Source organism: Streptomyces durocortorensis (genome assembly GCF_016901035.1).
GTDB lineage: Bacteria > Actinomycetota > Actinomycetes > Streptomycetales > Streptomycetaceae > Streptomyces > Streptomyces durocortorensis.
Genome location: NZ_JAFEUF010000103.1, coordinates 6,572 through 9,199, shown reverse-complemented (window position 1 = coordinate 9,199; position 2,628 = coordinate 6,572). Strand labels below are relative to the sequence as shown.

2 protein-coding genes are annotated in these 2,628 nt (G+C 67.4%); one reads left to right on the top strand and one right to left on the bottom strand.

Going from position 1 to position 2,628, the window contains the following annotated elements; all coding sequences use genetic code 11:
* Positions 1-132: 132 nt before the first annotated feature.
* Complete coding sequence (locus JS521_RS19875; RefSeq protein WP_205084322.1) at positions 133-1,431, bottom strand: sugar ABC transporter substrate-binding protein; 1,299 nt, start codon at positions 1,429-1,431, stop codon at positions 133-135.
* Positions 1,432-1,710: 279 nt separating this feature from the next.
* Between JS521_RS19875 and JS521_RS19870 the strand changes: the two genes are divergently transcribed.
* The gene (locus JS521_RS19870; RefSeq protein ID WP_044369619.1) at positions 1,711-2,475 is read left to right on the top strand and encodes a GntR family transcriptional regulator; all 765 of its coding nucleotides are present in this window, start codon (positions 1,711-1,713) and stop codon (positions 2,473-2,475) included.
* Positions 2,476-2,628 lie beyond the last annotated feature (153 nt).

The window sequence follows — 2,628 nt, the reverse complement described above, 5'->3', positions numbered from 1 at the left end:
CTGTCGCTTTTGTTGGTGTGTCCTTCTCCGGGGGGGGGGGGGGGGGGGGCGTTGTTGTGGGGGTTGGGTGGGGGCGGGCGGGGGGGGGGCGCGGCGGGGGGGGGCCCCCCCCCCCGCCTGGCGATCGGAAGGTCAGGATTCCTTGTTGATCAGCTCGTTGATCTTCTCGTCGGCCTTCTTGGAGGCATCGGCGACCGAGGCGCCCTTGACGATCTCCAGGAGCATGTTCTGGAGGATCTCTTCCTTCTCGATCGAGGCCCAGCCCGGGGCGATCGGCGTGAACCAGGCGTCCGGCACCGCGTTGGCGATGGCGGCGGTCTCCGGCTTGGCCTTCAGCGGCTCAAGCTGCTTCTCGTTGTTGGGAAGGATGTTCTTCGACGCGAGGACCTCCATGGACTTCGCGTTGGTGAAGAGGGAGATCCACTCCTCGCCGAGGTCCTGGACCTTGGACTTGGAGATGGTCGCGAGGTCCGAGCCGCCGATGAAGGACGGGAGGGGCTTGCCCTCGGGGCCGGGCATACCGGCCGTGGCGATCTTGCCCTCGAGCTTCGGGTTGCCGTTCTCGCCGGTGGTGACGGACCCGGCCTCCCAGGCCTGGCCGTAGATGACCGCGGCCTTCTCGTTGGCCATGACGTTGGCGTGGTCCTGCTCGTCCTTCGTCACATCGGCCTTGTTGTACTTCTTGACCAGGTCGTTGAAGTGCTGGAGGCCCTTCTGCGCCTCCGGGGTGGAGAGCGCGGACTTCCACTCCTTGCTGCCCTCGTCGTACGTCGCTATCTGGCCACCGAAGGCGGTGACGTACGACATCGCGGCGTACCAGTAACGGCCCGGGAAGTAGAGGGACGAGGCGCGCTTGTCCTTCTTGCCCAGCTCGGCGTCGACCTTGTCCATCGCGGCGAGGAACTCGTCCTCGGTCTGCGGGAGGGCGTCGCTGCCGGTGCCGGCCTTCAGCATGTCCTTGTTGTACACGGCGAGACGGGCGCTCGCGTAGTAAGGAACGCAGTAGGTCTTGCCCTCGAAGGAGCACGTGTCCTTCAGACCCTTGATCCAGGTGTCCGAGTTCTCGTACTTCTTGGGGTCGATTTCTCCGAGCGCACCATTGAGGATGTACTGCATGGTCTCGGTGTTGCCGAGTTCGACGACATCGGGGAATTTGTCACCCGCGAGGGAGGTGTCCAGCTTCTTGACCTTGTCGGCCCACTGCTGGTACTGAACCTGGACCTTGACGCCCGGGTACTTCTTGTTGAACTCGGCGTTGACGTCCTTGACCAGCTCCGGCCAGGTGGACCGGGCCTCGCCCATGAGCCAGACGGTCAGGGTTTCCTTGCGGTCCTTGGGGTCGGCGGACGAATTCTTGTCGTCCGAACCACACGCTGCGACCGAAACCAACATGCCCGCGACACCGATAGCCGCGATGAGCTTGCGCTTCACGTCAAACCCTCCTCAGGGATGCTGCAACCCCACCCACCGCGAAGACATTCGACGAGTTCTGCTGGGGCTGGACCTGGTCTTTAATGGTTTAGACCAGTACCGGGAGCTTGGCCTAGACCTTTAGGGGTGTCAAGGGTGTATAAGAAGTGCACTCGCGTCCGTTATAGGACCGACACCTAAGGGAGGGCGACGACCCGTGACCGGACCGTGCCACCATGTGAGCCGCGACAGTCGGAGGAGCCGGTGACGGCAGTAACGCAAGCGTCGGGAAGGCGGGCCATGAGTGCCGACGGGGGCAGTACGGGGAGCGAGACCGGTACCGGTGCGCGCACGGCGCGCGTGCCGAAGTACTACCGGCTCAAGCGGCATCTCCTCGACATGACGGACACCCTGCCGCCGGGCACCCCGGTGCCGCCCGAACGCACCCTGGCCGCCGAGTTCGACACCTCGCGCACCACGGTGCGCCAGGCGCTCCAGGAACTGGTCGTCGAGGGCCGCCTCGAACGCATCCAGGGCAAGGGCACCTTCGTCGCCAAGCCGAAGGTCTCCCAGGCCCTCCAGCTGACCTCGTACACCGAGGACATGCGTGCCCAGGGACTGGAGCCGACGTCCCAGCTGCTGGACATCGGCTATGTCACGGCGGACGACACGCTCGCCGGCCTGCTGGACATCTCGACGGGCGGCCGGGTGCTGCGCATCGAGCGGCTGCGGCTCGCCAGCGGTGAGCCGATGGCGATCGAGACCACGCACCTTTCGGCCAAACGCTTCCCGGCGCTGCGCCGTTCGCTGGTGAAGTACACCTCGCTCTACACCGCGCTGGCCGAGGTGTACGACGTCCGCCTCGCCGAGGCGGAGGAGACCATCGAGACCTCGCTCGCCACGCCCCGGGAAGCCGGGCTGCTGGGCACGGACGTGGGTCTGCCGATGCTGATGCTGTCCCGCCATTCGGTGGACGGCCAGGGCGAACCGGTGGAGTGGGTGCGTTCGGTGTACCGGGGCGACCGGTACAAGTTCGTGGCCCGCCTCAAGCGCCCGACGGACTGAGGGCCGCAGGGCGCCGACGCGAAGGACACAGGGCGGGGGGGGGGGGGGGGGGGGCGGCGCGCGCCCCCCCCCCCCGCCGGCCCGCCCGGCCGGCCCCCGCGCGGCGGCGACCGCCGCGCCCAGCCAGGCCGACCGCGCGGGCGGGGGCGCCCG